Source organism: Arthrobacter sp. LAR12-1-1.1, assembly GCF_040676555.1.
Taxonomy (GTDB): Bacteria; Actinomycetota; Actinomycetes; order Actinomycetales; family Micrococcaceae; genus Arthrobacter.
The window spans coordinates 26980-48972 of the sequence record NZ_JBEGIG010000008.1; the positions used below are offsets into that span (position 1 = coordinate 26980).

Sequence of the window (21993 nt, forward strand, 5' to 3'; positions counted from 1 at the left end):
GCTTCTCTTGTAAGGCTCCGTGGCAAACCTGGCCCACGCGCCACCCTGCAGGGTGGCAGGTGGGCCAGGCTTACGCGGATTAGCTCGGGTTAGACCTTTTCGGACTGTTCCGCGGCGATCAGTTGGGACGCTGCCTCGAGTGTCGCCGCGGCTGAATCGTGGGCGCGTGCCAATGCCTGATCCAACGGCAACAGGCGGTGTGATTCCGCGAGGATTTCCACGCCCCAGTGTCCGCGCCATCCGGCTTCATGAATGGCTTTGACAAAAGCAACCGTGTCGAGGTCACCCTCACCGGGGTACAGACGCTCATTGATGGTGTCTTCCCACAGCGAACCGACGACGTCTTTGCGGGCATCATCGATCTCTACGATGAAGACTTTGTCCATCGGCAGGATGGCGGCCAGGTCTTCGTAGCGGGTGCCGCCGCGGCTGGTGTGCCACGTGTCAACGGTGAGCCCGCCATGGGGGTTGTTGACCTCGCTGATGAACTTCGCGCCGATTTCGATGGTCTTGAGGTTGTTCATGGGCATCGGTTCCAGAGCGACGCGCGTGCCCACTTCCCCGGCCTGGGTGGCGAGCCGGTCGAATTCCTGGTGGAATGCGGTTTCATCCACAGGCGCCGGCTCACCTTCAAGTGCGAGTTCGGCGCCGATCTTGATGGTCTTGACGCCGAGGATTTCTGCAGCGTTGAACAGGACCTTGCGCCAGCGGTCGGATTCTTCGCGTTCGGGGCCGGTCTTCCACCAGTCCGCGAGGAATTCCATCTCGACGTGGACGATGCCGTTGTCGTCCAGCAGCTGACGGAGCCCCTTGAGACCCATGGTCTTTTCGATCTCCGGAAGGTCGGCGTGGATAAAGCCCAGTCCCTTCCAGCCTGCCTTGGCAGCAGCCTCAACCCGGGTGCGGACGTCGATAGGGCTCGTCTCATCGCCCCGAAGCGGGGCGGCGTTGCCTGCCCAGGTCCAGCAGGAGGCCAGGAGGTCCCGGTTCTGAATGATGTTCGTGTCGTTCACGTTCGTCCTTTGTTAGTTGGCTTTGTGGGTTGAGGAGGCGGCCACGCCGTCGGCGTTGGTGGCATCCGGGGCAAGCATGACCTTCGTTTCCCGGCTTGAGTCCTGTGCCCTTTGGAGGGCTTCGTCTCCGCGGGAGAACGGGACGACAGTGGAGACGATCTCACCGAGGTTGAGGCGGGTGTTTGCCACGTAGCGGATTGCTGCGGGCCATACTGCTACCGGCGCCCCGGTGGAGCTGGTAATCAAGAGGTTTCGTTCCTGGACCAGGCCCAGGCGCGCAGGCGCAAACTTTGGTGTGGAGACACCCATCAGCAGGACGCGTCCGTTGTGGTCTGCGCTTTCCAGGGCTGCTGCTTGCGCTGCGGAGTTGCCGGACGCTTCGATGACGACGTCGGCGAAGGACCGCCCCATGGCTGCTGCTGCAGCACCGGTGGTGTCCGGGGTTTCAACCGGATTAACGGCGGCCGTAGCTCCCAGTTTCATCGCCGTTTCGCGACGAAGTGGGCTGGGATCAAATACGACCACTTCCGCTCCCGCCGTAACAGCCTGGATCACTGCATTCAGGCCGATTGCTCCGAGCCCGTGCACGTGGACCGTGTCGGCAGCACTGATGCCGCCGATCTTCTTGAGTCCGTTCAATACGCAGGCGAAGGGTTCAATAACGGCGGCCGTGAGCATGTCCACCTCGTCAGGGATGTGGAAGCACATGTCGGCCGGGACGGTGAACAGCTCGGCGGCGGCTCCATCGTGGGTGACCCCGAACCAGTCGTTGCCGCCCAGGTGTCCGTGCCCGAGAACGCGGTCCCCCGGGTGGAACCCTTCAACAGCCGCGCCGGCTTCCACGACGACGCCTGACCATTCATGGCCCAGGATGTGCGGGTAATTGATCTTGAAGGTCTCGGGCATGCTGCCGTGCAGGATTTCGATATCAGTGCCGCACACCCCCACGTAAGCGGGCCGGATCAGGAGCTCGTTGGGCTTGGGTGACCTGACGGCTGCTGTGCCGGGTTCGACTGTGACGGTGCCGCCGGCGTCTTTGCGGACCAGGACGGCCGGCACGGTCCCGAGCGGAGGTGCTGCGGGTGCCGTGCGCACGTCGTTGACGGTCTCAGACATGTTGTGTTCTTTCTCTAGGTTCAGGCAGGGGCAGGAACAAGGACGCGTTATACGTCGCTGCCGTGAAGCGCGGCCGTGGCAAGTTCCCGGATGCCCTCGGGGGTTACTTCCCGAGGGTTGGCGTACGGGTTCCTGGTGGCGATTTCGACGATCTTGTCGATGTCGGATTCCTTCAGGCCCAGCTCGGCCAAGGACGACGGTGCACCGAGGGAGAGGCTCAGTTTCCGGAAGTGGGCCGCCGGGTTGTCTGCTCCGGTGGCGCGCTGCAGGGCCGCGATCGCCTGCGGGGCGTGCTGGGCGTTGTAGGCCAGGGCATAGGGAAGCACCACGGTGTGGGTTTCGGCGTGGGGAAGGTTGAAGGTCCCGCCGAGCGTGTGGCACAACTTGTGGTGCAGGGACATGGTTGTCGCACCCAACGTAGCTCCACAGAGCCAAGCTCCATACAGGGCATCGGAGCGGGCGTCGATGTTGGATGGGTCTTCGACGATCTTTGGCATCGCTTCGAGCAGGGCGCGGGTGCCCTCCTCGGCCATCAGGGAGATGATGGGCGAACCGTCCGGCGCGTACAGTGCTTCCACGGCGTGGGCGATGGCGTTGAATCCGCTGGTGACCGACATCTTCACCGGGAGGGACACGGTGAGTTCGGGGTCGTAAATGACACTGGTGGGCAGAACCTTGGAGTCGCGTCCGGTCTTTTTCTCGCCGTTGGCGGTCAGGCCCCATACGGGCGTCATTTCGGAGCCGGCGTAGGTTGTGGGGACGGCAATGATGGGCTGGCCGAACTCAAGCGCGATGGCCTTGCCCAGGCCGGTTGTGGACCCGCCGCCGACCGCAACGTACCCGTCGGCCTGGGCAGCAGCAGCTACTTCACGTGCTTTGTGGGCGGATTCGATGGGCACATGCATTTCTGCTTCTGCGTGCACGCCGGCGCTGAGCTCGCCCAGCTGTTGTGAAACCTTTTCGGCCATGTCCGCTTGGAAGGGTGTAGCCAGGACCAGGACACGCTTGAGGCCAAGGTTGACGACTTCCTCGTTAAGTGAGGCAAGTGAGCCGGCTCCGAAGCGGACTCGCATCGGAAGTGCCTGGTACTGAAAATCCTTCATCGGGTGTTCTCCTGTGCTTCGATAATCCGTGCAGTGGACGGGGACATCACGGCGGTGTGGATCATGTCCGGGTCGACGAGCTCGGGGTGGATGACAATGTCGATCACTGCCTCCATGAACGGTGAGGTGAGCCTGTAGCAGGCTGCGTCGGCCTCTGAGGTGTTGGGCACGAATTCGGCGATCAGGCTCTGCTTCACGGCGAAAACGGCGTCTGAGTCGATGTAGTCGCTGCCGGCAACAAAAATGTGGGTGGTCAGTTCCCGGAAACCCGGCGCGGTGACGATGAAGTGGATGTGCGCCGGCCTGTTCGGGTGCCGGGCAGTCGCGTGCAGCAGGTCCCCGACAGGCCCGTCGGTCGGGATCGGGTAATAGCTGGGGATGACGCTGCGGAAGTAGAACTCTCCGGCGGCGTTGGATGTGAACAGGCCGCGGCCGTTGCCGATGCTTTGGATGCCGGGTTGCTGAACGTCGTAGAAGCCCTTGGTGTTTGCCTGCCAGATGTCGATGGCGGCATTGGGGACGGGCTCACCGGCGACGGAGAGGATGCGGCCCCTGACCAGGCAGATGTCTCCTTCGCTTTCCGGGGAGGCGTTCTCGCCCAGTTCGCGTTTCGGGGATTCGACCATGTGGAAAGGGCCCAGGACAGTGGAGTCGGTGGCGTCCGGAGTTTCGGCGTCATTGAGGGTTTCCACCATCATGGACACGCCCAGTACGTCGGAGAGGAGGATGAACTCCTGTCGGACGGAGTCGCACTTCTGGCCTGTGGCGGTCAGGAAGTTGATGGCGGTTTCCCATTCTTCGATCGTGGGTTCAATCTCCCTGACGAAGTTGTGAAGGTGGGTGGTGAGGCTGGTCAGGATGGTCCGAAGCCGGTCATCCGGGGTATTGCGGAAACTGTCGATAACAGCGGCAGTCAGTGTTCCGGGGCCGAGGTCCGTGCTCATGGTGCTGTTCCTTCCTTGGAGCTGGGGCGGCTGGTAAGTGGGGCTCAGATGCTGGTGAATCCGCCGTCGACAACGAGTTGCGCGCCGGTAATGTATGAGGCTTTGTCGGAGGCGAGATAGACGATCGCATCGGCGACTTCGCTGGCGCGCCCGGCCCTGTGCATGGGGGTCTTGGCGATCAGCTCATCGGAGATGGCCTGGTCCTGGTTTTCCGTCAACGGGGTAGTGATCAACCCGGGGTGGACCGAGTTCACGCGGATCCCCTGCGCTGCCCACGTGGCGGAGGCGTTCTTCGTCATCATGGTCACGGCACCCTTGGATGCCTGGTATGCGGCGACGCCAGCTGCTCCGACAAGTCCCCAGATGGACGAGACATTCACGATGGATCCGGATTCCTGCGCCAGCATGGCCGGTGCGACGGAGCGCATTCCCAGGAAGACACCGGTCTGGTTGACGGAGATGATCCGGTGCCAGTCCTGGATGTCGATATCCGTGATCGATTCGTACGATCCGACCAGGCCTGCGTTGTTGACCAGGACGTCGATGCGGCCGTGGGCCTGAAGCACTTCTTCCGTGAGTGCCTTCCAGCCGTCTTCTTCGGCGACGTCGAGGCGCCGCCACTGGATGGCCCCGTCAGCTGCGTCGCCGGCGGAGGCGGCTATGTCGGCTCCGTAGACGGTCGCACCCTGTGCGGCAAGTGCCAGTGCTGTGGCGTGGCCAATGCCGCTGGCCGCGCCGGTGACGATGGCGACCTTTCCGTCAAAGGATGGTGAACTCACGGTGTGTGCTCCTTGCTTTCAGAAGTGGTGGGATTGGTTAGACGACGCGGCGGGTACGCCGGGAACCGGCCAGGTAGTTGAAGATCAGGGCGCTGAGGATGATCAGACCGTAGATGGCCTGGATCCAGAACGAGGGCACTTGGGACAGGACGAGGATGTTCTGGATGATGCCCAGCAGCAGCACGCCGCTGAGTGCCCCGATCATGGAGCCCTTGCCACCGTTGAGGCTGATGCCACCGATGACAGCCGCTGCGAAGACGGTGAAGATGAGGCCGTCGCCCTGGTTGGCGGTCACGGAGGCGATACGGCCGGTGAGCATGAGGCCGGCGAACGCGGCGATGACCGCGCCGGCGACGAAGACGCCGATGGTAAGGCGTAATGTTTTGATGCCTGCGGCTGCGGCGGCGGCGTTGTTGCCGCCCATGGCGTAGAGCTTACGGCCGACCGGGTGGCTGCGCATGAATACTGCGGCGGCGACCAGGAAGATCACGAAGAGCCAGATCTGGATGGAGATGCCCAGCCACTTGGTGTTGCCCAGCGCCAGGAATTCAGCGGGGAGCCCCGAGAGGGTCTTGCCGCCGGACAGGCCCATGGTCAGGCCGCGGAGCAAGGTGAGCATGGCGAGGGTGACGATGAAGGCGTTGAGTTTCAGCTTGCCGACAAGGAACCCGTTGATCAATCCCACCACGATGGAAAGCACGAGCATCGCCCCGAACGCGGCCCAGGGTGACCATCCCCAGCCGGAGCCGCCGACCGCGGCGGGCAGGACCAGCCACACGGCAAGCATCGGAGCCAGGCCCACCACGGACTCGAGCGAAAGATCGAAGTAGCCCGAGATCAGGATGATGCTTTCGGCGATGACCACGATGCCAAGTACGGCGGAGGTCACAAGGACGTTGTTGAGTAGGTTGTTCGCTGTGAGGAACTGGGGCGACAGGAAGGCGCCGATGACCATGGCCACGATGATGGCGGGCAGCAGCGCAAGCTCCCGGGCCCAGCCGGAGGAGCGGGCCTGGTCGATGATATTGAGGGGCCGGCGGCTGGTCGGCGTCCCCGCAACAGTCGGGGTATGCGTGGACATTGGAGTTTCTCCTTGGTTCTTTGACTCTGTGGTCGTGGGCTGCAGGGGCGGGGTTGACGTTGTCATGCCGCGGCCTCCGCCCCCTGGATGGCGCCTACGAGTTCCCACTCTTCGTAGCCGGCGTTGAGTTCGGCGTGAATTTCGCCCTTGTACATGACGATGACCCTGTCGCAGATTTCCAGGTCGGTGTCGTCGGTGGAGACGATCAGCAGCGCCCGTCCGCTGTCACGCAGCGCCCGGAGTGATTCGTAGATGGATTCCTTCGCTGTCACGTCGACACCGGCGGTGGGGTGGACGAGGACGAGTGTGTCCGGGTTTGAAGCGAGGGCCCGTGCGAGCACGACCTTTTGCTGGTTGCCTCCGGAGAGCTCTTCGACGGCCTGGGTGGGTCCGTCGCATTTGATGGACCACGCGCCGGAGAGTTCGGTGAAGCGTTCGCGGCGCCGTCCCGAACTGATGAGGCCGCCACGGCCGCGGAGCCGGTCGACGATGGTCAGGGTGGCGTTTTCTTCGACGGACAGTTCCGGGACGTAGCCGTTGACGTGGCGGTCTTCGGGAACGAAGCCAATTCCGGCGTTGATCGTTTTGATGACGTTTCCGTGCCCGAGGGTGTGGCCGTTGTGTTCAACGGTTCCCGCATCGAGTGCCAGCTGACCTGCGATGGCCTGGGCGAGCTGGACGTGGCCTGCGCCATCGAGACCTGTGAGGCCGACGCATTCGCCAGCGCGGACCGTCAGGTTGGCTTCCAGGACGCGGGAGCCGACGGCGACGCCGGTCACGGTGAGTCGCGTTTCGCCAAGATGGTCCTGGCGGTTACTGGTGGCGGCAGTATCTTTCCTAGCAGCTGCAGCTTCTTGCTCCGTCACACCGGCCATGACGTTGACGATCCGGTTGACGGTGAGGTCGGCTGTCTGGGCGGTCAGGACGTCGCGTCCGTCGCGCAGGATGGTGACAGAGTCGCAGACCTTGAAGATTTCTTCCAGGTGGTGGGAGACGTAGATGACGGTCACCCCGCGCTGGCGGAGGCTGTTGATCTGGGCGAATAGTTCATGGGAAGCCCCCTCGTCGAGGCCGGCCGTCGGTTCGTCCAGAAGGAGGATCCGCGGTCCCCGGGACAGTGCCCGGCATACTTCGACGATTTTCTTTTCCAGCGGTTCAAGGTCCTCGACGTTTTTGTCGACGATGCGCTCGTAACCCCAGTCCTTGAGCTGGTCGGTTGCTGCCTTGCGCATCGCCGGCCAGTCCACGCTCCCCCACCGCTTGCGTGGGTAAGCGCCAAGGCTGATGTTTTCCGCCACGGTCAGTTCCGGCACGAGGGTGCTTTTCTGATACACGCAAGCGATGGAATCGGATCCGGGACCTTCAGTAATTTCACCGTCCGCGCCCTGGATGTGGATGCTTCCGGCGTCCGGAGTCACCAGCCCGGTAAGCATCGCAATCAAAGTGGACTTTCCGGCACCGTTCCGGCCGAGAAGGGCCCGGGATTCGCCTGAACGAACGATCAGGTTGGCATCTGTCAACGCCTGGGTCGATCCGAAAGACTTCTGTAGTCCGCGGATCTCGATGGCATTCTGGGTGTTAGCTGTGACCACGATGTCACCCTTTCTGAAATTCAGTCTTCACCTTGGCCCTGCTCGGCCGGGAGCGAGTTATTTTTTGTTTCCCCAGAGGTTCTGGTCATCAACGTTGTCTTTCGTGATGACCGGAGAGGGAAGCATGTCCGCGAGATTGCCCTTGTAGTCGACGATTTCGCTGCCGTGCTCGGACGGACCGACCTTGTATTCCTTTCCGGCGATGGCGTCCTTGAGGTACTGGACGGCGTACTTTCCGTAGAGATCTACCGGCTGGGAAACGACGGCGTCAACGTGTCCGGACCGGACAGCATCCAAGGATCCCTTGGAACCGTCGATGGTCACCAAGGGGACGTGTCCGGGTTGACCGGTGGGGGCCCACTTGCCCTGACCCTCCATCACGGTCTGCACGCCGGAGAGCATCACGGAGTCGCTGGCCAGGAAGACGGCGTCGATCTTCGATGTGCTGAGAACTGTCTGGGCGTTTTCCACCGCCTTGGCAGATTCCCAGTTGGTGTCCTTGCGGATGATATTTACATCCGGGAACTTGGAGGACATGCACTCATCGAAGCCCTTGTTCCGGTCAAACCCGGAGGTGGTTGACAGCGCGCCGTGCAGTTCCAGGACCGTGCCCTTGCCGCCGGTCAGCTTGCCGATCTGTTCACAGACGCTGGTGCCCATGGCAACATTGTCCGCCCTGATGTTCATGTAGATCTTGCCGCCATTGGCTGCGGTGTCCACGGTAACGACGGGGATGTTTGCGGCGTTCGCGGCCTGGATGGCCGGGATGATGGCATCGCTGTCCCGGGGTATGGTCACCAGGCCTTTTACATCCTGGGAGATCAGGGTGTTGATATCGGTCACCTGTTTGGCCGGGTCACCCTCGGCGTTGGAGGCCGGGAGCATCTTCAGGCCGTTCGAATTGGCCTCGCTAACGACGGAGTCCACCAGACCTGCCGTAAAGGGGTTGTCGAGGACACCGGCGGAGAAGCCGACGGTGGGCGCGTCGCCACTTCCCGATGACGCACTCCCGCCGCAGGCGGAGAGCGCCAGCGTGGCGCCGGCGAGCACGGCGACACCAACGTGACGGCGGCTCAGTTTGAATGCGGAGGCGCCTTTGCGATCCTGCACCATCAATTGCTCCTAATTAGAAGGTAGACATACACAAGTGGAATTCTTGCTTCGGTGCCGCCCGGTCCTCGACTTCGAGTCCGGCGCTCCGGAAGCTGTGGCCGGTGCGCCGACGGGCCGGGAGATCCCCCGCCCTTGTCAGCTCCCGCGGCTGCATCACCCTTCCAATGTAAAGTGATACACCGCACACTGTCAAGTAATACAGCACACTGCACTTTACATTCGGTTGATTCGGACGTTTCCGAGATTTTCCGCCGTAGTTAGGCGTAATAACCGTGAAGTCTGGGCAATTTTGCGGTAGAGAAGCTAAAGTGGTGTGTACGCGAACTGTACACTCATGGCTGGTTCCCCGGTCCGTTGGTGGACAGACATATCAGCGGTCCCCTCTTTTGCCGGATTGGATCGCCGGAAAGGCCGAGGATGAGCATTCAAGCCACTGCACCGGTTACCCAGGAGGGTCGTGCCCAACTGGGCAGTCAGCTCAGGGCCGCCAGGATGAAGGCGAAGATCTCCCTCAGGGAGCTCGCCCGCAGGGTCGGTATCTCCGCGAGCTTTATGTCACAGGTCGAGCTGGGCCGTGCCGTCCCTTCCATCGGAACCCTGTACACCATCGTTTCGGAGCTTGGGCTCTCCTTGGACACGCTCATGAGTGGTGAGCACTCGGCTCCTGCCCCGGAAGAAAACGGCGCGACCGTTGATTCAACTGTCAGCGGCCTTCCCGGTTTCGCCCCGTCTGCAGGCACGGCCATCCCGGGAATCCAGAGGGCAGGGGACCGTCCGGAGATCAACATGGGAGGCGTCCGCTGGGAGCGGCTCACGGAACGGGCCGACCCTCTGGTCGAGTTCCTGCGCGTTACGTACGGGCCGGGGAGCGAGTCCTGCGCCGCGGACGCCCTGATGCGCCACCCCGGATGGGAGTACCTCCACATCCTTTCCGGCCGGCTAAACGTCCAGGTCGCCTTCGACAGCGATGTTCTAGGGCCTGGAGACAGCATGAACTTCGATTCGAATGTCCCGCACCGTTTCAGCAACACCTCCGCTGAAGACTGTGTCGCCATCTGGGCCGTGGTCGGTCGTCAGGGCTTCGCCCATCCCCTGGATCTGGCCAGGGCCGGACAGGGGTCGAACGGTGAGGCCTCCGGGGCGATGGAACACTCCCACTCTTAGCATTCCTCCACTATCGTGGCACGGACGTGTCATGCCGTCAGTGCCGAAGCTTTGGTTAGTGAGTGTCAACCGGGGGAATACAAGCCGGACCCCGCACTCCTTGCAGCATTGGGCTGCCTGGCAAGGGGTAGACGCGGTAGACGTCAAGAGAGTGCCGGCGACGGGTGTCGCCGGCACTCTTTTGGCTTTGCGGGCCTGGTGCACTTTAGACAGTTGAGCGCGCGGAGGCTGTTGTGCCTTCCTGACCGAGGGCAGCCTGCCCAGGCTTGGGCGTCGGCTGGTAGGCCAGTAGCTTCCAGGATGAACCCACGCGGATCCACACGGCTAAGGCGGTGTTGTCCAATGCTGTAGGCGTGCCCCGGATGGTCAGATCGGCGTGCATTTCTCCCATGACGAGGGCTACATCGCCTACTATTTTGACCTGCTCCACCGGATGATCGATCCTGTGATAGACGTATACACCCTGCCGGCACTTATCGATGTAGCCGCTCAGGTCATCGCGTTCCCCATTTGAATGCGCGTAGACGAGGTCCTGATGGCAAAGTTCGGCGAAGGCGTCGAAGTCAGACCTGAGTACCGCCTCGTAGCGGTGGTCTTCGAGGGACAGGATCTCCTGTTCGTCTGAAGAATGGTGATCGGGCACGTGGGGCTCCTTCCGATCCAGGGCGGGCTGAAGGTTAGATGAGTCCCCGGATGCTGCCGCCATCCACGCCCCAGACGGAACCGGTGACGAAGCTGGTCACCGGGCTGCAGAGCAACGCGATGACGCGCGCTACTTCCTCCGGAGTGCCGAGCCGTTCCAGGGGCAGCTGGCGGAGCTTCATTTCATGTTCGACGGCTGCCTGGCGTTCCATCCCGTGCAGGGTTGCGAACGTGTCAGCAAAACCGCCCGGCTTGGTCCAAAACGGTGTCCAGATGGGTCCCGGTGCCACGGCGTTGACCCGGATCTTCGGGCCCTCGGCGCGGGCAATGGACTTCGTCAGCGCCAGGACAGCTGCCTTGCTTGCCGAGTAGTCGACAGGCTGGGCTTCAGGCTGCCGGGCCAGATCGGATGCATTGTTCACGATGCACGGCGCTGGTGATTCACGGAGCGCAGGCAGTGCGGCGCGGATGGTCCGCACGTAGCTCATGAAGTTCAGCTCCATCGTCAGCTGCCAATCTTCATCTGAGATCTGCTCGAAGGTACGGACCGCCCCGGAGCCGACGTTGTTGATCAACAGGTCGAGGCCGCCGAGCTGGCTGATGGCCTCCGCGACGGCGTTGGTCGTGGCCTCCCCGTTGGTGAAGTCCACGACGGAGGGGACAATCCGGCCCGGATTGTCCGCCGCCAGTTCTTCGAGCTCGGTGAGGGCCGATTTGTCGATGTCCAGGGCTGCCACGGTGGCCCCTTCGGCGGTCAGCAGAAGTGCGGTCGCTCGCCCGATGCCCTGGGCGGCACCTGTCACGATGGCCTTCTTGCCGGTCAGTTCCAGTTCCATGAGATGTACCTTTCGGTGTTCGCTATTGCAGTGCTTAGTTCTGATGGGCCGAAGAGCCTTCGGAGCCGGTCCGGAAATCAAAACCGGTGGTCAGGCCCCCGTCAGCTACAACGGTGGTGCCGAAGACGGCCGAGGACTCCTTGGAGAGCAGGAAAAGTGCCGAATTGGCGACTTCGTCCGCTCCCGTGATGCGCCCGAGGGGCTGCCGCGCCTCACGGGTGGCCAGGAATTTCTCCGGATCGCTGGCCGAGGCCAGGTGGCGTTCGAAAAGTCCCGCCCGCATGGGCCCCGGTGCCAGCAGGTTGAATTGGATGCCCGTACGGGCGTAGTCCAAAGCAATGGTTCGGACGGCTCCGGTGAGGGCGGCCTTGGACGACGCATAGGACGCCAGCTGCTGCTCCGCGAAGTGGGCATCGACGCTGGTCACCACGACCACGGAAGCGTGCTCGGCTTTCTGCAGGTGCGGCATCAGCGTTTTGAGGGCGATGACGTTGCCGAGGACGTTCACCTCCCAGGTCTGCTTCCACGACTCCAGCGTTTCTTCCTCGAGCGTGCCGACACCAAGGATCGCTGCTGCGGCGATCAGCCCCAGGGATCCGTTGGCGCCTGCAGTAGCCGTTTTGGCTACTTCCTGCCAGGTCGCCTCTTCTGCGACGTTGCCGACGATGTGCTGGTACCGGGGTTGGTCCGTCAGCTCTGCGGGGCTGCCTCCGAGGTCCACACCGAAGACGTGGCTTCCCGCGGACAGAAGTGCCTTCGCGCATTCCAGGCCCAACCCACTGGCTGTGCCCGTAACGATGACATGGTCGGGAAGAGTGAGTGTCCAGTCAGTCATAAATTCCTCCGTTACTTGCCTACTGCTGCAGCACAGTCAGCAAGGTTGGCTTTGGTGATCGTCTTGGGGGTCAGATAGTTGTTCTTCTCCACACTCTTGCCTTCGAGGACATCAATGACAGCCTTGGCTGCGAACTCCCCATCCTCGATGGGGCTTTGCAGAACCGAGGCGTACTGGACTCCCTTTTCAATGCCGGTATAACCCTCGGTGGAGCAGTTGGAACCGACCATGGCCAAGTCCGTGGATTTCAGGCCGGCCCGGTCAGCGGCGACGATGGCGCCGGCGAGCATGTTGTCTGCCTGGGCGTAGATGCCGCGCAGGTTCTTGTTCCCGAACTGGGTGATGAGACTGGCAGCTGCGGATGTGGCCTGGGTCTGGTCCCAGTTGCCCGGCTGTGAACCGGCGATGGTGACTCCAGGGGCCAACTTTGCCAGCTCGTCCTTGAAGCCTTTGGTGCGGTTGATGGCCGGCGGGGTTCCGGGTACACCTTCGACGATAACGACCGAGCCCGAGTCGCCGAAGCCCTTTTCTTTGAAGCCCGCGATCATGGCCTTGGCCGCCTCCTGGCCGTTGGCGTAGTCATCGGGCCCGGTGAAGGTGTTCCAGAGGCTGTCATCGTCGGACTGCGGGTGCGAGTTGGTCACGACCACCGGGATTTTGGACTGCTTGAGCCGTTGCAGGGACGGCATGATGGCGGTCGCATCGGCGGGCCACAATACAACGGCGTCAGGGCGTGTGCTGATGGCCTGGGTGACCTGCTGGGCCTGTTCGGCGGCGTTGAAGTCGTTGACGACGACCGTCACCTGGACGCCTGCGGCTTCCGCGACCTTCTTGAATTCTTCGGTGTGCTTGGCGCAGTAGTCACAGCTCTGGGCGACGGTCAGCAGGGTCACCTTCTTGCCTTTGACGTCGGCTGAACCGCCCCCGGCGTTCGGGGCTGCTGCTGGCGTTGATCCACAAGCTGCCAGGAATAGTGCAGAGGTGAGGGAAAGGGCGACAGCCAGTCTCTTCATTGAGGTGGTTTTCATGGTGATCCTTAGTGGTTGGTTGGTACGCGGGGTTGGGAGGTGGACATGCTGTTCTCGACCGACTTGTTCACGATGCGGTTCAGCGGGCGGTCGATGACAACGATGAGGAGGAGAATTCCGCCGTTGATGAGCTGGATGATGGCGGTTGATGTGCCTTGCAGGCTGAGGCCGTTGCCGACCACGGCCAGCAGCATGGCTCCGGCGGCGACGCCCGGGATGCTGCCCTTGCCGCCGGTCAGCGCAACTCCGCCGATAATTGCCGCGGTGACGGCCTGCAGGAGGGTCGCTTCATCTGATCCGGGCGCCCCTGATGCCAGGGTCAGGCCCTGAAGGGCGCCTGCCACGCCGGCGAACAGACCGGAGATGACGAACGCCAGGATCAGGACCCGGGTCACCGGAAGGCCGGACGCTGAAGAGCGTTGGCGGTCGCTGCCCACGGCGCGGATTTTCATGCCGGACCACGTCTTGGCCATGAGCCATCCCGCGGCAATGACGAGAACCACGTAAATGAGGGCACGGGGTGAGACGATCTCGGCGATGGCCTGGTCCAGCCAGAGGCCGGGTTCAAAGTCGGTGAGGGTGACGATCTTGCCACCCGCAACAGCGAAACCCAGCCCGATGGTCAGCACCAGGGTCCCAACAGTGACAGCCAGCGACGGTACGGCGTAGTGGGCGGTCAGCCAGCCGTTGAGGACCCCCACGGCGACGGCGACGGCGGCGGCGGCAGTCACACCGAGGGGTATCCCGGCGGTTTCACCTACTTTGACCGCGATAAGCCCGGCCAAAGGGATGCTCCCCGCAATGGAGAGATCGAATTCACCGGCGATCATGACGAGCGCCAGACCTGTGGCAACCAGGGCCAGGACGGCGAAGGATTGCAGGAGGGAGTATAGGTTTCCGGCGTTGAGGAAGGCCGGGTCTGTCACCGCGAAGGCGATGAATGCGAGGACTGCCAGCAACCATGCCAGCAGGGTCCGGAAGTGCCAATAGAGTCTAACCACGGGATCAGCGCTTTCTTCCTGATTGACGGCTGGATGCGATGCCGGTTGCTACGACGGCTAGCAGGACGAGGACGCCCTTGAAGATGAGCTGGACTTCGTAGCTGAGCCCGAGCAGGACCAGTGCGTTGCCGAGCAGGCCGACGAGGACGGCCCCGGTTGCAGCGCCGACGGGATTCCCTGTTCCGCCCTTGACGCTGACGCCGCCGACAACGACAGCCGTGATGGCATCGAAGCCGAAGGTGCCGCCCAGTTGGAGGTTTCCTTGTCCCGATTCAGAGGACAGCAGTCCGCCGGCCAGACCTGCCATGGCGCCCGAGGCGATAAAGGCAAACAGGACCACCGGCCAGGCGCGCATTCCTGAGACAAGGGCTGCTTTTTCGTTCAGGCCCACGAGGGTTACCCGCCGGCCAACTACGGTGTAGCGGTGTGTCCACCAGGCGAGCACTGTGAGGACGAAGAAGGTAAGCACCTGGACGGGTATGACGCCGAAGATGGTATGCCCGAAGACGCTGGCGTCGCCTGCGCCCTGCACGTTGCGTCCACCGGTCACGATCTGCGCGAAGCCAATAAGGATCGCTGCGGCTGCGATGGTGGTGACGATGGGGTCGGTGCCGAGTCGCCCGACGAAGAACCCCTGCGCTGCACCGGCGAGGGCCCCGAACAGGATGGCGGCCGCCATTGCGGTCCATGGACCGGTGTGAAGGAGGGAGGCGAAAACGATGGTGGACACCGCGACCATCGCACTGACGGACAGGGCGAATAGCCTGCCGACGATGGTGATGATGCTCAGGCCGACCGCGGCAATTCCCACCAGGGCAACTGAGAGGAAGAGCGCACGCAGGTTGGTGACCGTGGCGAATTCGTTGACGAAGATGCAAGCCAGGAGGAACAGCACGACGGTGGTCACGGCGATGATGGCTGAGCTGTCCGTCGTGATGCTTTTGATGGTTTCAGCGAGGGGTCTGGCTGGTACGGCCGGTTTTTGCTCTGTCGACCGTGCCGCGATTTTGGTGTTCATGCGTTGGCTCCATGAAGGATTTCGGTAAGGATCTGGGAGTCCGTGACATCGGCTGTACGGTTGCTGCTGACCGGGCGGCCGCGGAACATGGTGATGACCCGGTCGGCCAGTTCGCGAAGCTCAACGATGTCGCTCGAATAAACGATGACGATGACGTTGTTCGCGGAAAGCTGCCGGAGTGCGCGATAGATTTCCGCGCGGGCACCGATATCCACGCCACGGGTCGGCTCGTTCAGGACCAGAACGTCGGGTTGCGTGGCAAGGGCCCTGCCGATTGCGATCTTCTGCTGGTTGCCGCCGCTGAGGGATCCGACGGGAACCCGGATGCGTGACGGGTCGAAGGCCACCATTCTCGCAATGGAACGGGCAAGGTCCGTTTCCAGCTCTGCCCTGATGGTGCCCAGTCGGCTCACGCCGGCCAGTGCGCCCGAGCTGACGTTCTGGGCGACACTGCCGCTGAGGAAGACACCCTCCAGGACGCGGTCCGCGGAAACGTAGGCAATACCGTGTTTCTGGGATTTGGGTCGTGTCAGGGCTGACAGCTGAATCTCGTTCAGTTGAATGTCCCCCGCGGTCACGGGGATGAGGCCGACCAGGGCTCGAACAACGTCATCAGCTCCGGAGCCTATCTGGCCAAAGAGCGCGGTGACCTCCCCGGCCTGCGCGGTGAAAGAGACGTCCGAGAAGCGGTGTCCGGAGGCCAGTCCGCGGATGTTCAGCTTCCGGCGGCTTTCCGGAACAAAGTTTTCCTTGACGTGGATTGCCTCCCCCGCTGTGTGTTCTTCGCCCAGCATGTGCGTAACAACCGAATCCATGGTGAAATCGGCCGTCGGGCCGCTGGCTACCACGCTGCCGGAACGCATGATGGTGATCCGGTCAGCCAGCCGGAAGACTTCGCCCATCCGGTGCGTGATGTAGACGATTGACCGTCCGCCTGCCACAAGCGACCTCACGACCTCATGGACCCGTGAGATTTCAATGTCCGACAGAGTGGCGGTGGGCTCATCCAGGATCAGGGTGCGGGCATCGGCGACGAGCCCGCGGGCGATCTCAAGCAGTTGGCGTTTTGCCAGCGGCAATGCCTCCACGGGCATGTCCAGATCCAGGTCTTCAAGACCCGCAGAAGCCAGCGCGGACTGCATCCGCTCCTGCAGTTTTTCCCTGCGCACCAGAAGACCTGAGGTCCGGCGCATGCTGAGAGCCATATTGTCCCGGACGGACAGCTCGGGGATCACTGAGAGTTCCTGGAACACCATGGCTACATCGGACGATCCGGCGCCTCCCGGGAATGTCACCTCGCCGGTATCAGCGGTAACTACACCGGCTATCACTTTGACCAGGGTGCTCTTTCCGGCGCCGTTTTCTCCCAGCAGCGCGTGCACTTCACCCGCCCGGAAGTCCACCGAAACGTCGTGGAGCGCCTTCGCCCCGCCGAAGCTTTTGCTGATCCTGCTGACAGAAAGCAGGACCTCGGTACTAAGGACCACGTTGACCTCATTCCGCTTGATTGGTTCGAGGACGACGTTAAGTGATTCAACACACAGGTGTCAAGTAAAAGATTACATGTGCACCATTCCTGTAAACCTCAAGCCGCTGGTCAACGCCCCATGGAGGGGTCCTTAGAAAGCGCGTTCTCCTTCGAATTAAGGCCGTTCCTCTGTTGAATATGCGGTAAGAGAAGGCTGGGCGCAGGCTCTGTCGCGCAATCAGACCCGCGCGGATTGTGTCAACTATCAGTTGACGGCCAAGCCTGCTGTCAATTACCTTGGAAAGAGGCTGGGCCAAGAATCATCAGCTCAGGTTTGGCTTTCCCTAACGAAGGCCCGGCTCAACGTCGTGAAGAGGCAGCGTTGGGCATGGACATCGGGGCGAAATCAGACTCGTGGCGGCCGATAGCCTCCAACACTTTAAGCAAGGAGAGTGCTCCGTGGATAACGCCACTGCAGCCGAGAAATACAAGATCGAAACCTTGGAAGCAAAGCGCTACCAAGCCGTAGTCGACGGTGATTACGACGCCTTCGAGGGCCTGTGCCACCAGCGCCTGGTGTACACCCATTCGCTGGGTGACCGTGACACGCTGAGCAGCTACCTGGAAAAGCTTCGCAAGGGCTTCTACAGGTACCACCGGATCGACCATCCCATCGAAGACATCGTCCTGGTTGGGGACACCGCACTCGTACTGGGACAGATGAACGCGGACCTCACTGTCAACGGAACCCACAAAACGCTTGCCAACAGTGCACTCTCGGTATGGATAAAAGAGGGCGAGAGCTGGAAGTTCCTGGCGTACCAGCCGACTCCCCGCAAGCCCGCGGCAGCCTAGACCCCGCAACCCCTGCTCGCGCCAACGAAGGAAGAACGATGAACCAGGCTTTTGTTTACGACGCCGTGCGTACCCCCTTCGGCAAGTTTGGCTCCGGCCTCGCCGCCGTCCGCCCGGATGACCTTGCAGCGCACGTCATCACCGAATCCGTGAAACGCGCCCCCGCGCTGGACCCCGAGCGGATCGATGAGGTGGTGTTCGGCAACGCCAACGGGGCCGGGGAGGAAAACCGCAACATCGCCCGGATGGGCACCCTGCTCGCGGGCCTTCCGGTGTCCATTCCCGGTACCACCGTCAACCGGCTTTGCGGCTCATCCCTGGACGCGGCGATCATCGCCTCCCGGCAGATCACCACCGGCGACGCCGAGCTCATGCTGGTCGGCGGCGCCGAATCGATGTCCCGGGCCCCGTGGGTGCTGCCCAAGACCGAGAAACCGTACCCGGCCGGGGACCTCACCCTGGCCTCCACCACGCTGGGCTGGCGGCTGGTGAACCAGGCCATGCCGACGGAGTGGACCATCTCCCTGGGCGAGGCCACCGAACGGCTGGCCGAAAGATACGGCGTGGGCCGCGAGGCGCAGGACGAATTCGCCGCCAACTCGCACAACCTGGCCGCCAAGGCGTGGGACGAGGGCTTCTACGACAACCTCGTCGCCCCGGTCCCGGGCACGGACCTGGTCCGCGACGAGGGCATCCGGGCCGGGTCCTCGGCGCAAAAGCTCGCCGGGCTCAAAACCGTCTTCCGGGCCGAGAACGGCACCGTCACCGCCGGGAACGCCTCCCCGCTCTCCGACGGCGCGTCCGCGGCCTGGCTCGGCTCCGAGGCCGCCGCCGGGATCCTCGGCCTGGACCCGCTGGCCCGGATCGCCGGGCGCGGCGCGCACGCCAACGACCCGCAGTACTTCGGCTACGCCCCGGTCGAGGCCGCGAACAAGGCCCTCGCGAAGGCCGGCATCGGCTGGGACCAGGTCGGCGCCGTCGAGCTGAACGAGGCGTTCGCCGCGCAGTCCCTGGCCTGTATCAACGCTTGGGGCATCGACCCCGCGATCGTGAACCGGCACGGCGGCGCGATCGCCATGGGCCACCCGCTCGGCGCCTCCGGCGGCCGGATCCTGGGCACCCTGGCCCGGTCCCTGCAGGCCTCCGGGCAGCGCTGGGGCGTCGCCGCGATCTGCATCGGCGTCGGACAGGGCCTCGCCGTCGTCCTCGAAAACGTAACTTCGGGAGTTAAGGGCTAGGCCATGCTGAATTTCATTGACACCGTCGGCGAGGCCGTTGCCGGGATCAAGGACGGCTCCACCGTGATGATCGGCGGGTTCGGCAACGCCGGCCAGCCCTTCGAACTGATCGACGCGCTGCTGGACGGCGGCGCCACCGACCTTACCGTGGTGAACAACAACGCCGGCCAGGGCGATCAGGGCCTGGCCCTGCTGATCAAGGAGGGCCGGGTGAAGAAAGTGATCTGCTCTTTCCCGCGGCAGTCCGACTCCTGGCATTTCGACGCCAAATACCGTGCCGGCGAGATCGAACTCGAGCTGGTCCCGCAGGGGAACCTCGCTGAGCGGATCCGTGCCGCCGGCGCAGGGATCGGCGGTTTCTTCACGCCCACCGGCTATGGCACCATGCTCGCCGAGGGCAAGGAAACCCGCTACCTGGACGGCAAGTGGCAGGTGTTCGAGACCCCCATCCACGCCGACGTCGCCCTCATCAAGGCCCTCACGGCGGACGGCAGGGGCAATCTCGTCTATCGCAAGACGGCCCGGAACTTCGGTCCCATCATGGCCGCCGCCGCGAAACACACCATCGTCCAGGTATCCGAGATCGTGCCCACCGGCGGCCTGGACCCGGAGATCATCGTGACCCCCGGAATCTACGTCAACAGCATCGTCCGTATTGATTCCAGCGGAGCTGCAGCCGCAGGCAAGACAGAAAGCGTGGCCTGAGATGAGCATCCCCGCAAATGACCAGGTGAACGTCCGGACCGGCATCCAGGCTTCCGACAAGCCGCTGGGCCGTGACGATCTCGCCCGTCTCGTGGCCCGCGACATCGAGCCCGGATCCTTCGTGAACCTCGGCATCGGCCAGCCCACCCTGGTCTCGAACTACCTCGAGCCGGAGCAGAACATCACGCTCCACACCGAAAACGGCATGCTCGGCATGGGCCCGGAGGCCACCGGAGACCAGATCGACGGCGACCTCATCAACGCCGGCAAGATCCCCGTCACCGAATTGCCGGGGGCGTCCTACTTCCACCACGCGGACTCCTTCGCCATCATGCGCGGCGGACACCTGGACATCTGCGTCCTGGGCGCCTTCCAGGTTTCCGCCACCGGCGACCTCGCCAACTGGCACACCGGCGCCCCGGACGCGATCCCCGCCGTCGGCGGCGCCATGGACCTCGCCACCGGCGCCAAGGACGTCTTCGTCATGATGACGCTCCTGACCCGCGACGGCGCGTCCAAACTCGTGGAGACCTGCACTTACCCGCTCACCGGGATCGGCTGCGTGACCCGCGTCTACACGGACAAGGCCGTCTTCCTCACCGGACCCGACGGCGTCCAGGTGCGGGAGACCTTCGGCTGCACGCTCGAGGAACTCCAGACACTGGTGCCCGTCCCCCTCAAGGCGACGGTCTAGCTATTTTCGGCATGCCATACCGGCATCAGAGTGTAATCGCGTCCTGTATCTCCAAATTGGCCTTCAAGGTCGGAGGTACCCTGTCAGTGCATTGGGATGCCCGAAGCTGCCTGAGCCAAGGCGCTCCGGGCTGAGTGGATTCGTCTTATTGCCCAGGGAAACCTCTACCAGTACATGCGTCACGCCAAGTTGGGGTGAAGCACTCTCCTGCCGGCGCCGTAGTTGCGCCGTTGCCCCGCCGCCGTAGCTTACGAAAGGTCCACTATCGTGGTTCGAGCGAGACGAAAAGCTCATGTCAGAGTTGGACCTTTTCTGCCAACGGCCGGACCTCTATTCCTGGCCGAGAACGGACGGGAGCCGGTCCTTCATAGGCTGAAGCTGTTTTGCAAAGCAGATCGACGTCGGGATGGCGTCCTCGTAGGGAGGATAAGTTGGTATCTGCCGGTATCCAAGTTTCCGGTAAAAGGCTTCAGCTTCCGGCTGCTTGCCCCCGGTTTGCAGGATAACGCGACGGGCGCCGGCACCGGCGGCAATCCTCTCGAGTTCAGCCATGAGTACGGTCGCAGCGCCCATACCTCGGGCTGCAGGGTCTGTAATGACCCGTTTGACCTCCCACTCCCCATCTAACCGGCGGAGAGCGCCGTGCCCTATGGCTTCACCTACGGTATTAAGTACCAGGACGCTGGCGATGAAATCTTGCGGTGGTACGGAGAGCGCTGTCTGCGCTGCTTCGGAAAGATGAGGTTCTTCTTCGGTAGCGTACCGGGCGAGGAGCTCGTCTGTTAGCAGATCCCGCAGACGGGTTGCTCTGGGGTCTTCAAAGTCAACTATTTGCAGTGTCTCTGCCGGATTCCCGGACATCTATCTGCTCCTGATGTACGTCTTATCGATATTCCATGGTTTGCCGCTACAGGAGACGACCGCGGGGTGTTCCGTCGTCGCCCTTCAAATTTGTCGTTGCTGGTCCACCGGTATCGCGTCGGCCGTAGACACAAGCGGTCCCAGCATCAGACTGCCCAGTCTGAATTCCTCGCCGCATTCCGCGCAGGTCAGCACCGGTTTCAGGTCGGCCCCGCAACTGTGCCGGTAAGAGGCGCGGGGGGTCTCGTCGCGCATCCAGGTACTGCTCCACGCTGCGAGTGAGATGAGAATGGGAGCAATCTCGGCCCCGGAAATTGTGAGGTGGTACTCATGGCGCGGGGGGTGTTCGGAATATTGGACGCGCTCAATAACGCCATGGCTTTCGAGCGTCCGCAGCCGGCTTGTCAGTATGTCGCGGGAGGCGCCTGTGTTACGGGCTATCTGGTCGAATCGATGAACGCCCAGGGACATCTCCCGAAGGGCCAGCAGCGCCCACCGCTCTCCCAGCACCTCGAGCCCTGCTGCGATGAAGCATGCCCTGGGCGCATCCCTGGCCGTATCGGTTGGTGTCATGACTTACCTGCTTTCAGTGCTTTCTATAAGCATACAAGTTAGTTGGAAATTCAAACCGACTGAGCTAACCTGATCTTCGAAGGCTGCAGCAACCGCGTCGCCGCCCTGCAGAGATCAGGAGAATTCATGCCACTGCTGTCTGGTGCCGTCGCCCTTGTCACGGGTGCGAATGGAGGGCTCGGCCCCGAACTCGCGGAACAGGCCCTCGCCAGGGGCACGGCCAAGGTGTATGCGACAGCCCGCCACCTAAGGGAGATTACAAGGTCATCGTGGATGACATCACTGCCGGCGTGAAGCTTGGCCTCTCTGGTGCGATCTCCGGTCTTTACCCGGC

At 62.8% G+C, this 21993-nt stretch carries 22 protein-coding genes; 5 read left to right on the plus strand and 17 right to left on the minus strand.

From position 1 onward, the window contains the following. Positions 1-89: 89 nt before the first annotated feature. The 8 genes from MRBLAR12_RS07010 to MRBLAR12_RS07045 form a co-directional block, all read right to left on the minus strand. Positions 90-1013, minus strand: a complete 924-nt coding sequence (locus MRBLAR12_RS07010; RefSeq protein WP_364744680.1) for a sugar phosphate isomerase/epimerase family protein — start codon at positions 1011-1013, stop codon at positions 90-92. Between the two features lie 12 nt (positions 1014-1025). After that, positions 1026-2129 (minus strand): zinc-dependent alcohol dehydrogenase, encoded by a 1104-nt coding sequence (locus MRBLAR12_RS07015; protein WP_364744683.1) that lies wholly within the window; start codon positions 2127-2129, stop codon positions 1026-1028. Between the two features lie 47 nt (positions 2130-2176). After that, positions 2177-3232: a maleylacetate reductase gene (locus MRBLAR12_RS07020; protein WP_364744686.1), complete on the minus strand. Its 1056-nt coding sequence runs from the start codon at positions 3230-3232 to the stop codon at positions 2177-2179. Then, complete coding sequence (locus MRBLAR12_RS07025) at positions 3229-4176, minus strand: dioxygenase (protein ID WP_364744689.1); 948 nt, start codon at positions 4174-4176, stop codon at positions 3229-3231. Before MRBLAR12_RS07025 ends, MRBLAR12_RS07020 begins: the two co-directional genes overlap by 4 nt. A 44-nt stretch (positions 4177-4220) precedes the next feature. Continuing rightward, positions 4221-4955 (minus strand): SDR family NAD(P)-dependent oxidoreductase, encoded by a 735-nt coding sequence (locus MRBLAR12_RS07030; protein ID WP_364744692.1) that lies wholly within the window; start codon positions 4953-4955, stop codon positions 4221-4223. 37 nt (positions 4956-4992) lie between these two features. Next, positions 4993-6036 carry an ABC transporter permease gene (locus tag MRBLAR12_RS07035; protein WP_229993612.1) on the minus strand — a complete coding sequence of 348 codons (1044 nt, stop codon included), beginning with the start codon at positions 6034-6036 and terminating at the stop codon, positions 4993-4995. A 62-nt stretch (positions 6037-6098) separates the two neighbouring features. Next, the gene (locus MRBLAR12_RS07040; RefSeq protein ID WP_364744696.1) at positions 6099-7628 is read right to left on the minus strand and encodes a sugar ABC transporter ATP-binding protein; all 1530 of its coding nucleotides are present in this window, start codon (positions 7626-7628) and stop codon (positions 6099-6101) included. A 57-nt stretch (positions 7629-7685) separates the two neighbouring features. Then, entirely contained in the window at positions 7686-8741 is a 1056-nt protein-coding gene (locus tag MRBLAR12_RS07045; protein WP_364744699.1) for a sugar ABC transporter substrate-binding protein, read from the minus strand. Positions 8742-9158: 417 nt separating this feature from the next. On the opposite strand from MRBLAR12_RS07045, the gene MRBLAR12_RS07050 reads away from it, so the two are divergent. Continuing rightward, positions 9159-9905 (plus strand): helix-turn-helix domain-containing protein, encoded by a 747-nt coding sequence (locus MRBLAR12_RS07050; protein WP_364744702.1) that lies wholly within the window; start codon positions 9159-9161, stop codon positions 9903-9905. A 205-nt stretch (positions 9906-10110) separates the two neighbouring features. Here MRBLAR12_RS07050 and MRBLAR12_RS07055 read toward each other — a convergent pair whose 3' ends face one another. The 7 genes from MRBLAR12_RS07055 to MRBLAR12_RS07085 are packed head-to-tail and all read right to left on the minus strand — an operon-like array spanning position 10111 to position 16752. Then, positions 10111-10548, minus strand: coding sequence for a nuclear transport factor 2 family protein (locus MRBLAR12_RS07055; protein WP_364744705.1), 438 nt, complete (start codon positions 10546-10548; stop codon positions 10111-10113). 34 nt (positions 10549-10582) lie between these two features. Beyond that, complete coding sequence (locus MRBLAR12_RS07060; RefSeq protein WP_364744707.1) at positions 10583-11383, minus strand: SDR family NAD(P)-dependent oxidoreductase; 801 nt, start codon at positions 11381-11383, stop codon at positions 10583-10585. Between the two features lie 34 nt (positions 11384-11417). Further along, positions 11418-12218 (minus strand): SDR family NAD(P)-dependent oxidoreductase, encoded by an 801-nt coding sequence (locus MRBLAR12_RS07065; protein ID WP_364744710.1) that lies wholly within the window; start codon positions 12216-12218, stop codon positions 11418-11420. A gap of 11 nt (positions 12219-12229) precedes the next feature. After that, positions 12230-13246 (minus strand): sugar ABC transporter substrate-binding protein, encoded by a 1017-nt coding sequence (locus MRBLAR12_RS07070; RefSeq protein WP_364744713.1) that lies wholly within the window; start codon positions 13244-13246, stop codon positions 12230-12232. Between the two features lie 8 nt (positions 13247-13254). Next, positions 13255-14247: an ABC transporter permease gene (locus MRBLAR12_RS07075; protein ID WP_364744715.1), complete on the minus strand. Its 993-nt coding sequence runs from the start codon at positions 14245-14247 to the stop codon at positions 13255-13257. Positions 14248-14251: 4 nt separating this feature from the next. Continuing rightward, positions 14252-15265 (minus strand): ABC transporter permease, encoded by a 1014-nt coding sequence (locus MRBLAR12_RS07080; protein WP_364744718.1) that lies wholly within the window; start codon positions 15263-15265, stop codon positions 14252-14254. After that, the gene (locus tag MRBLAR12_RS07085) at positions 15262-16752 is read right to left on the minus strand and encodes a sugar ABC transporter ATP-binding protein (RefSeq protein ID WP_364744721.1); all 1491 of its coding nucleotides are present in this window, start codon (positions 16750-16752) and stop codon (positions 15262-15264) included. The genes MRBLAR12_RS07080 and MRBLAR12_RS07085 overlap by 4 nt, the downstream gene beginning before the upstream one ends. Before the next feature lie 440 nt (positions 16753-17192). Between MRBLAR12_RS07085 and MRBLAR12_RS07090 the strand changes: the two genes are divergently transcribed. The 4 genes from MRBLAR12_RS07090 to MRBLAR12_RS07105 are packed head-to-tail and all read left to right on the plus strand — an operon-like array spanning position 17193 to position 20225. Continuing rightward, a complete protein-coding gene (locus MRBLAR12_RS07090) occupies positions 17193-17588 on the plus strand; it encodes a nuclear transport factor 2 family protein (protein ID WP_364744724.1) in 396 nt (131 codons plus the stop codon). 38 nt (positions 17589-17626) lie between these two features. Continuing rightward, complete coding sequence (locus MRBLAR12_RS07095) at positions 17627-18826, plus strand: thiolase family protein (protein WP_364744727.1); 1200 nt, start codon at positions 17627-17629, stop codon at positions 18824-18826. 3 nt (positions 18827-18829) lie between these two features. Then, a complete protein-coding gene (locus MRBLAR12_RS07100; RefSeq protein ID WP_364744730.1) occupies positions 18830-19531 on the plus strand; it encodes a 3-oxoacid CoA-transferase subunit A in 702 nt (233 codons plus the stop codon). A gap of 1 nt (position 19532) precedes the next feature. Then, the gene (locus tag MRBLAR12_RS07105; RefSeq protein WP_364744733.1) at positions 19533-20225 is read left to right on the plus strand and encodes a 3-oxoacid CoA-transferase subunit B; all 693 of its coding nucleotides are present in this window, start codon (positions 19533-19535) and stop codon (positions 20223-20225) included. A 330-nt stretch (positions 20226-20555) separates the two neighbouring features. Here MRBLAR12_RS07105 and MRBLAR12_RS07110 read toward each other — a convergent pair whose 3' ends face one another. Next, positions 20556-21086: a GNAT family N-acetyltransferase gene (locus tag MRBLAR12_RS07110; protein WP_229993598.1), complete on the minus strand. Its 531-nt coding sequence runs from the start codon at positions 21084-21086 to the stop codon at positions 20556-20558. An 84-nt stretch (positions 21087-21170) separates the two neighbouring features. Continuing rightward, the gene (locus tag MRBLAR12_RS07115) at positions 21171-21659 is read right to left on the minus strand and encodes a winged helix-turn-helix transcriptional regulator (protein WP_364744736.1); all 489 of its coding nucleotides are present in this window, start codon (positions 21657-21659) and stop codon (positions 21171-21173) included. Positions 21660-21993: the final 334 nt, after the last annotated feature.

Coding starts and splice junctions, on each gene's coding strand:
- MRBLAR12_RS07015 (WP_364744683.1), bottom strand. CDS start 2,129: ATGTCTGAGACCGTCAACGACGTGCGCACGGCACCCGCAGCACCTCCG.
- MRBLAR12_RS07020 (WP_364744686.1), bottom strand. CDS start 3,232: ATGAAGGATTTTCAGTACCAGGCACTTCCGATGCGAGTCCGCTTCGGA.
- MRBLAR12_RS07025 (WP_364744689.1), bottom strand. CDS start 4,176: ATGAGCACGGACCTCGGCCCCGGAACACTGACTGCCGCTGTTATCGAC.
- MRBLAR12_RS07035 (WP_229993612.1), bottom strand. CDS start 6,036: ATGTCCACGCATACCCCGACTGTTGCGGGGACGCCGACCAGCCGCCGG.
- MRBLAR12_RS07045 (WP_364744699.1), bottom strand. CDS start 8,741: ATGGTGCAGGATCGCAAAGGCGCCTCCGCATTCAAACTGAGCCGCCGT.
- MRBLAR12_RS07050 (WP_364744702.1), top strand. CDS start 9,159: ATGAGCATTCAAGCCACTGCACCGGTTACCCAGGAGGGTCGTGCCCAA.
- MRBLAR12_RS07060 (WP_364744707.1), bottom strand. CDS start 11,383: ATGGAACTGGAACTGACCGGCAAGAAGGCCATCGTGACAGGTGCCGCC.
- MRBLAR12_RS07065 (WP_364744710.1), bottom strand. CDS start 12,218: ATGACTGACTGGACACTCACTCTTCCCGACCATGTCATCGTTACGGGC.
- MRBLAR12_RS07070 (WP_364744713.1), bottom strand. CDS start 13,246: ATGAAAACCACCTCAATGAAGAGACTGGCTGTCGCCCTTTCCCTCACC.
- MRBLAR12_RS07080 (WP_364744718.1), bottom strand. CDS start 15,265: ATGAACACCAAAATCGCGGCACGGTCGACAGAGCAAAAACCGGCCGTA.
- MRBLAR12_RS07095 (WP_364744727.1), top strand. CDS start 17,627: ATGAACCAGGCTTTTGTTTACGACGCCGTGCGTACCCCCTTCGGCAAG.
- MRBLAR12_RS07100 (WP_364744730.1), top strand. CDS start 18,830: ATGCTGAATTTCATTGACACCGTCGGCGAGGCCGTTGCCGGGATCAAG.
- MRBLAR12_RS07105 (WP_364744733.1), top strand. CDS start 19,533: ATGAGCATCCCCGCAAATGACCAGGTGAACGTCCGGACCGGCATCCAG.
- MRBLAR12_RS07110 (WP_229993598.1), bottom strand. CDS start 21,086: ATGTCCGGGAATCCGGCAGAGACACTGCAAATAGTTGACTTTGAAGAC.
- MRBLAR12_RS07115 (WP_364744736.1), bottom strand. CDS start 21,659: ATGACACCAACCGATACGGCCAGGGATGCGCCCAGGGCATGCTTCATC.